The organism is Trinickia sp. (genome assembly GCF_051953405.1).
Taxonomy (GTDB): domain Bacteria; phylum Pseudomonadota; class Gammaproteobacteria; order Burkholderiales; family Burkholderiaceae; genus Trinickia.
Map to the genome: position 1 here is coordinate 36,972 of NZ_JBQCIV010000123.1, position 6,609 is coordinate 43,580.

The window sequence follows — 6,609 nt, forward strand, 5'->3', positions numbered from 1 at the left end:
TTCGATATGAAACTCTTGCAGGTTCTGCCCACGCTCGATCCCGCCGCCGGGGGCCCCGTGGAAGGCGTGCGTCAGACCTCGCTGGCGCTCGCACGACTCGGGCACGACGTCGAAATCGCCACGCTCGATGCCCCAGGCGCTGCGGCGGTATCGAACGCACCCGTGCCCGTCGCAGCGCTCGGCCCGGGGCGCGGGACTTACGGTCTCGCGCCCAGAGCGCCGATGTGGTTACGCGAGCATGCCCCGCGCTTCGATGCCGTTCTCGTGCACGGCCTGTGGCAATACCACGGCCTCGCGACACGCCATGCCTTGCGCGGCTTGCCCATTCCCTACTACGTCTTCACGCATGGGATGCTCGACCCGTGGTTCAAGCGCTCGTTTCCGCTGAAGCACGCGAAGAAATGGCTCTATTGGCCCTGGGGCGAGTATCGCGTGCTGCGCGATGCGCGCGCTGTCTTCTTTACGACGGAGCAAGAGCGCCGTCTCGCACGCGAATCGTTTTGGCTCTATCGGGCGCGCGAACGGGTCGTGTCATTCGGCGCGGCCTCGCCCCCGGGCGACCTCGCACGTTTGCGCGAGGGGTTCTTATGCGCCTATCCGGCGCTGGCTGCGCGGCGGGTGCTCCTCTTTCTCGGGCGCCTGCATCCGAAGAAGGGGTGCGACCTCCTGCTTCGCGCGTTCGCGCAGGTTGCGGCAAGCGAGCCACGATTGCATCTCGTCGTGGCCGGCACCGGCGATGCGGCGACCGTTCGCGACTTGCACACGCTGGCCCGCGCACTGCGCATCGAAGAGCGAATGACCTGGACGGGCCTCGTTCAGGGAGAGCTGAAGTGGGGAGCGCTCGGCGCGAGCGATGCGTTCGTGCTGCCGTCGCATCAAGAAAACTTCGGCGTGGCGGTCACCGAAGCGCTGGCCAGCGGAACCCCTGTCCTCATCTCCGACAAGATCAACATCTGTCGCGAAATAGACGCGGACGAAGCGGGTTTCGTCGCGACCGATACCGTCGAAGGCACGATCGCCAATCTGCGCCGCTGGCTAGCGCTCGACGCGCAGGGTGCCGCCCGCATGCGCGAGCGTGCAAGGATGGCCTTCGACACGCGCTTCACCATCGACGCGCATGTGAGGCGATTGCTCGACGTGCTCGCGCAAGAGCGATTGCACTAGGTGTTCGGACAGGCGCAAGGCGAGCGCGACGATCGTGATCGTCGGGAAATTCGCCCCCACGGTGGGGAAAACGGAACTCCCGGCCACGAACAGATTGTCGATACCGAACACCTTGCCATGCCGATCGACGACGCCTTCGCTCGCCGAATCGTGCATCCGCGTCGTGCCCATGTGATGCCACGTGCCTTCGAGCGTCGCGGGCCACGCGCGACCCTCGAGCGGCGGATCGAGCGCCACCTGCGCCACGCCGCTCGCGCGCAGTTCCTGCGCCAAGCATGCGAACGCGCGATCGAACGTGCGTTGCTCGAGTTCGGTGAGCCGCCATGCGACTTTCACCCGCGGCATGCCGAGGCGATCGCACCGATCGCCGAGCGTGACGCGGCTCTCGCGATTCGGCTGCGCTTCGACGATCGCTTGCAGCTTGACGTCGCGGATCAGCGCGCGCGGCTGCAACAGTCGCGTCAACCCGAAGCCAGCCGTATCGATAGGATGCCTAAGCATCGTCGCGAGATCGTCGGTCCAGCGCCAACCGGGCTGATCCTTGTGCAGCAATGCCTGCTTGCAGCGGATCAGCGCCTCCGCGCCTTCGCTGCCTTCGCCATGAAAGAGCGAGAAAAACCAGACGCGCGCGTTCAGCAATCGTTCTCGACGCAGCATCGCGGGCGTCAACGCGAACTGCGACGAGACGGGTGTCCCGTAGGCGGAGACGGCCGCGTTTTGATAGTGGTACTTGATGTCGTAGAGCTTGTTGCGCGCCCAGGCGGGGGCAAAGCGCACGCTCGCGGACAGGATGCGCGGGTGATCCATGAAGTATCGGCCGACGTTGTCGCGCGCGTTGCCGAGACCCGCCGCTTGTACGCGATTCGACGCCAGCAGCAGGCGCGCGTTTTCGATGCCGCCGGCGGCCAGGACGAAACGCTTCGCCGCGACGGTCACGCGCCGGCCGGACAGCGTCGCGACTTCGACGCGCGTGACGTGGGACGCGTCGACGTCGGTATCGATGTGCACGACGTTCGCGTACAGGAAGACGCGGATATGGGGCGAGCGTTCGAGGTCCGAGCGATAGAGTTTGCCGAAGCGCGCGGGCGGACTGAATTGCGCGATCGTATCGCGCACGTTGCCCGTGACGAGGGGAATCCGCTTGACGTCGGCACGTCCGATGGCTGGCACCCAGAAGGCCGGATCGAAGTTGTTCGGCCCGAGCTTGAGCAGCGCGTGCGTGCGCGCGTAATACGGCACGAGTTCGTCGATTCCGAAAGGCCAGCCGCTGCCCGGCACCCAGTCGCGCGCCTCGAAATCCCACGGATCGAGCGGCCGGCACCAGCCGCCCCAGCAAGTGCTGCTGCCGCCTAGGTAGCGGCTGCGGCTGCCGTCGGCGAACGCATACGGCAGGCCCACGTTCTCGCCGCGATACAAATCGCGCGTGTCGTCGTCGGGCTTGAACCCGCCGCTTTCGAGCAGACAGGTATCGATCCCGCAGCGATCGAGTTCGAGTGCGAGTGTGATGCCGGCCACGCCCGCGCCGACAATACATACCGTCGCTTCGATCTCCCGGCCCTCGTCGATGCCGCGCGTATCGATAAACATGGTTGCTCCATCGTTTCCTCAATCTTCAGGTCAACCGGCTGCGTCTTCCCGACAAGAGTTCGGCGACGACCGCCACCGCGGCAACGACGCGCATCGAGCTTGCGAACGCGCAATCGCATCGCGTGCATCGGACGCACGGCCAGGCCTACGCAGCGCGCTTCAACCTTCGGCGGGAAAGCGAGGGCGTAGATAGCGGCAAGGATTGCCGCCGAATACGCCGCCCGGTTCGAGCGAGCGATGGACGACCGAGAGCGGCGTGACGAGCGCCGAGCGGCCGATGCGCACGCCCATTTGAACGACGCATCGGGAAGTGATCCAAACCCCGTCTTCGATGACAATCGGCGCGACGCGCAAATCCATGGTCTTGCTCGCGTCATGCGAGCCGGTCGTCAAGAATGTGCCTTGCGAGAGACAGACATGCGAGCCGATGCGAATCGATGCTTGGTTGTAGAGCCATACGTCGACACCGAACCAACAGTGCTCGCCCACCTCGAGATTCCAAGGGGCTTTCACGCGCAGCGGATGAACGAAGCGGCAGCCTTTGCCGATCTTCGCGCCGAATAGCCGCAGCAGCGCGACGCGCAAGGTCGAACTGGGGTTGAGTTTGTTATTGATGACGCAGGCTTCGACGACGAACCACAGCGCTTGCACGAGCGGGCCTCGTTTCGCGACGAAATTGCCTTTGCCGGCCCGGCTCAGGTCGATGACGGGAGGAGCGCTCGCGCACGCGACGGGTTCGATTGGGTGGTTCATATCGGTTCGTATTGCTGGCAATCGGATGGAGGTCATCGACGATTATCGGGCGCGGCTCGGTGCGCTGCGTGCACCGACAGGCTCCGGTGGCGGCGACTGACGATCTTTTGGCGGCGCATGCGGTGGTTCATGCGGGAGGATGGACGACATGCGGGTCAATGCGCGAGAGGCGCCCATGCGTATCGGTACTCGATGGATCCTCGTCGCCGCGTTCGGCGCTTTCATGCTCGTATCGGAGACGCGTACGGTTCGCGCGCAACAGCCGGCAAACGTGCGCGGCGAACCGGATACGCGCGCGCAACGATTGGCACCGGAAGACCGAGATGCGGCCGCGCGCGCCGAGGCGGACCGACTCGAAGGACTGGGCGGAGAGCCCGAAGCGCTGCTGGGTGCGCCCGCCGCCGCCGGCGATCCATACGATGCGGCCTTCGATGCCACACGGAGCGACGAACGCGCGCTGAGGCACACGGAACGTGTGCCGCGCGGCGCGCTGGCGAACCAGGACGATGGGCCTGGGCCAGCGCTCGCGCATCGAGCAACGCGACCGGGCGCGCACACCGAAGAACCGGCGGCAAACCTAAGGGTCGACAAAGCCGACCCTGGCACGCATTCGCCAACGGAATCGGCGCTTTCGATCTATCGCGGCTCGGGCGATGTCGGCAAGGCTGCGGGGCAAATCTATAGGATGCCGTGGTAGAGATGCCGCGAGTACGGCGTCCGTGTCGGCGCCAGCCCATAGGATAGGAGCACGTGTGCTGCTACTTGCCGGCGAATGCCACGTCTTCGAACGGAGGACCGGCTTAATCGCATTGATAAGTCACCCGCGCTCGATCGAAGCGGCGAGCCGCAAGATCTTCTTCTTGCATCACAACGAAAAAGGCGCCGGGCCCTTGCATCCCCGCGTTCGCGTCGACGCCGATTTGGAGCAGAAGCCGCCAGGATTTGGCGCCGGGAAGCAGCGCCGTCGCCTCGGGGGTGCGCCAAGCCTCGCTATTTCCGCAATAGATGCCGTTAGCGGCAAGCTGGCTGCGCGCCTGCAAGCCGTTTTGCAGCGCGCGCGGGTAACCGCCAAGCTGGTGGTTTTCTCCGCCTGGTTCGTCAGGCATGCCGAATTCCGACAGCCAGTCGCAGTAGATGTCGCACAGCCCCTCGTCGCTAAGATCGAAGGCGTCCCAGAGCGCATCGTTCGGCGGAATCGGCGTCACCACCGGTACGGCGAAAAGGGGCGCCGGCTTAAAGATAGCGGCCCAGTCGTCGCAAGAGATAGCCGCGAGGGTGTCGGGGATGACCGCCGGCACCAGCGATTCGGCTGGGGTGTTGTCCCAGATGACTCGCCAGCCGACACTCGCTTCGGGCGTAAAGTCTTCAGGCAGCTCCCAGTAATCGTAGAAGACAAGGAGTCGCCCCTCTTTGGGCAACATCGGATCGAACCCCTCGAACCGCGATAGCGCCGCGAGGTCGAATTGCCCGAAGAAGGCTAGCGGGAATGGCTGGTTCATCGCATTTGCACGCGCCCATTCATCCTGGCTGAACCGCTCGCCCTGTTCGGGCGTCATCCACGACTTTGGCCGCTGCGAATCCTTCAACAGTTGCTCGGCGCGGCGCCGGTGCGCGGCGCTGCGCTTCGCCGCGTCCGGATAGGGCGGGCACGGCGGCCATATCGCTCCGGCGGCCAGGTCGGGTGCGCCGCCGAGCCGGCTCGTTCCCGCGGGTTCCGTGCGCGGCTCGGTCGGCTCGGTGGTCAATAGCAGGGCCGGCCGCGCGTGGGCCGCGAGATGCAACACCCAGTCCTCCGGTAGATCGGTCTCTCGAAGAGAGCGAAGGAGCGCGTCACGGGTGCGCGGCAGGGGTTTGCTCATCGTTCAATCGCTTTCCGTTTCCGGTTGTCAGAGCCCGTCCTCGTTGCCATCGTCACCGTCCCCAAGGCAGGGGCGGTATCCGCGGTCATCGCCACAAAATTCCAAACTGGGCCAGCCGGATCAGCCCCTGGCCCTGTGCATAATGAACGAAAAAACGAATGTTGCCAGCGAATTCCCAAAACTCCGAATTTCTATCCGCATTGAATTTTGCGGAGGTACCGAGCTTCGACCTCGCCTGCTCCCTGCTGTCGGAGAGCAGCAGTCCGCCTGGAAGGTCTCCCTCGTATGCCGAGAACTCATCGTGGTCGAGACCGTAGAGAAAGATTGCGGTAAGTACCGGTGCGTCGCTAGGAAAGCCGACAGGGTGCTTCGCGCTCACATAGCTTTCGCTTTCGAATAGCAATGACACCCCGGCATCGGTATGGTTGATATAGATGTCGGTTTCATCGACCCCGATGGTTATCCTGCGTTCAACGCCCAGCTTGCGCAAAAGGCTCTTGACGACTTCGGTGTCGGCCTGTTTGCCAATCGCATTCGTGAACTCTGCAGTTTGTATCGTCATCGTCATTTTGTCTTTTCATACCCTCGGCACGCGATCCGCGCGATTTTATCAATCAACGATATCCGCCACCGCCCAACGAACGCCGTTCGAATGGGAATCGCTCCTGCAAGGAACGAGGCGCCATTGGTAACCGACGAAAGGCAGTTTCGCGCCGAGGGGCGGCGATATCGGCAAAAAATGCCGCCGCATTCATCCTGGAAATCTTAGATCGCGGAATTTTTTGCCTCACGCAAATCGTTGTGTCCGGTCGTTGCACGAAAACGAAGTTGTTTTTCGATGCACCGATTTGCCGCTCGGCAACCATCGATTAGAATCTCGCCTTTGCGTTAAAAGAACAAGCTTGCAATAAATGGAAAGGCGAGATGAGGGCCACGATGCTCTACGACGCGACATCGTACGGTGGCAGCGCAATCGGTAATCCGATTCCATCGAACCGGATTGCGCCTGAGAGTCCGCGGCTTTACGCAATGGAACGCGCAGCAGCCGATGCAAAACGGCCGCGCGTTGGTCACGATACCGAGATCGCTGTGACCCATCGCGCCGACGAGCCTTTCATCGCGCAAGCCACCTAAAACACAAACAGAACAAAGAAGAACCCCATCATGGCCGATTCGGGCGTCTTAATCCCCAAACCGACCGACGTGTTCGTGTCGCCGCTCTACAAGCTGCATCCTGCCGACGTCC

The 6,609-nt window shown here is 63.5% G+C and carries 6 protein-coding genes and 1 pseudogene; 3 read left to right on the forward strand and 4 right to left on the reverse strand.

What is annotated here, in order from left to right; genetic code table 11:
- Window positions 1–6: 6 nt before the first annotated feature.
- Window positions 7–1,023 (forward strand): annotated as a pseudogene (locus tag ACTHN9_RS21565) (glycosyltransferase); the annotation flags it as partial.
- A 12-nt stretch (window positions 1,024–1,035) separates the two neighbouring features.
- Here the strand turns inward: ACTHN9_RS21565 and ACTHN9_RS21570 are convergent.
- Together ACTHN9_RS21570 and ACTHN9_RS21575 are read right to left on the reverse strand one after the other, a co-directional pair.
- Window positions 1,036–2,751: an FAD-dependent oxidoreductase gene (locus ACTHN9_RS21570; RefSeq protein WP_440538808.1), complete on the reverse strand. Its 1,716-nt coding sequence runs from the start codon at window positions 2,749–2,751 to the stop codon at window positions 1,036–1,038.
- Window positions 2,752–2,910: 159 nt separating this feature from the next.
- Window positions 2,911–3,504, reverse strand: a complete 594-nt coding sequence (locus ACTHN9_RS21575; protein WP_440538809.1) for a putative colanic acid biosynthesis acetyltransferase — start codon at window positions 3,502–3,504, stop codon at window positions 2,911–2,913.
- 175 nt (window positions 3,505–3,679) lie between these two features.
- On the opposite strand from ACTHN9_RS21575, the gene ACTHN9_RS21580 reads away from it, so the two are divergent.
- On the forward strand, window positions 3,680–4,201 hold the full coding sequence (locus tag ACTHN9_RS21580) for a hypothetical protein (protein WP_440538810.1): 522 nt from the start codon (window positions 3,680–3,682) through the stop codon (window positions 4,199–4,201).
- Window positions 4,202–4,304: 103 nt separating this feature from the next.
- Here ACTHN9_RS21580 and ACTHN9_RS21585 read toward each other — a convergent pair whose 3' ends face one another.
- Together ACTHN9_RS21585 and ACTHN9_RS21590 are read right to left on the reverse strand one after the other, a co-directional pair.
- Window positions 4,305–5,363, reverse strand: a complete 1,059-nt coding sequence (locus tag ACTHN9_RS21585) for a DUF1963 domain-containing protein (protein WP_440538811.1) — start codon at window positions 5,361–5,363, stop codon at window positions 4,305–4,307.
- Window positions 5,364–5,448: 85 nt separating this feature from the next.
- Window positions 5,449–5,931 (reverse strand): hypothetical protein, encoded by a 483-nt coding sequence (locus ACTHN9_RS21590; RefSeq protein ID WP_440538812.1) that lies wholly within the window; start codon window positions 5,929–5,931, stop codon window positions 5,449–5,451.
- A 368-nt stretch (window positions 5,932–6,299) separates the two neighbouring features.
- Here ACTHN9_RS21590 and ACTHN9_RS21595 point away from each other — a divergent pair, with 368 nt between their 5' ends.
- Window positions 6,300–6,497 (forward strand): hypothetical protein, encoded by a 198-nt coding sequence (locus tag ACTHN9_RS21595; RefSeq protein ID WP_440538813.1) that lies wholly within the window; start codon window positions 6,300–6,302, stop codon window positions 6,495–6,497.
- The last annotated feature ends 112 nt before the right edge of the window (window positions 6,498–6,609 follow it).